The organism is Achromobacter sp. Marseille-Q0513 (genome assembly GCF_018195695.1).
Classification (GTDB): domain Bacteria; phylum Pseudomonadota; class Gammaproteobacteria; order Burkholderiales; family Burkholderiaceae_B; genus Achromobacter.
The window spans coordinates 1-582 of sequence record NZ_JAGTJY010000455.1; the positions used below are offsets into that span (position 1 = coordinate 1).

Annotated in this window: 1 protein-coding gene; it reads left to right on the forward strand. The window is 63.6% G+C overall.

The genetic code is table 11. From position 1 onward, the window contains the following. Positions 1-17: 17 nt before the first annotated feature. Positions 18-582: hypothetical protein (locus KDH83_RS31230; RefSeq protein ID WP_212322990.1), on the forward strand; the 565-nt coding region annotated here is incomplete at its 3' end.

The following is a 582-nucleotide window of genomic DNA, read 5'->3' on the forward strand; positions in this document are numbered from 1 at the left end:
GCCCGAATCAGACGGGGGTGGATTCCACCAACCTGTTTAACCAGGCCATGGAAGACATCGAGCGCGGCACGATCTCCGTGACTCCCGGCGACTACTACGTCAGCACGTTGAGGCTGCGATCGTTTGTGCACCTGGAGTGCAATGGCGCCAGGTTCTTCAAGATCGACACGGGGTTGGAGTCCCGTGCCGTATCCGCAGCAGGGCAGGAAGGAGTGGCCTCCGCGCTGACCGCCAGCGCGAACCGCAGGGAGGCCACCATACAGGTGGCCGACGGTTCTCTGTTCCAGCCGCGAACCTGGGCACTCTTGCGGGACAACCGATACATCGATCAGGGCAACGGCAGGAACCAGGAGATCGTCTATATCGTTGCGGTATCCGGAAATCAGTTGACGCTCAGCGTGCGCCTGCATCGCGAGTATCTGGTCGCGAATGCGGCTCAGGTCGTGAATATCGCGCCCGTGCTGGGCGCGCGCCTGTCCGGGGCCGAGATCATTCTGCGGCGGGGTGCGCGGCCTGCCCACAATGGCGGGGGCCTTCATGCGGCCCTGTCCATCGGGGGCGGCTTCTTCGGCAAAATCCTGG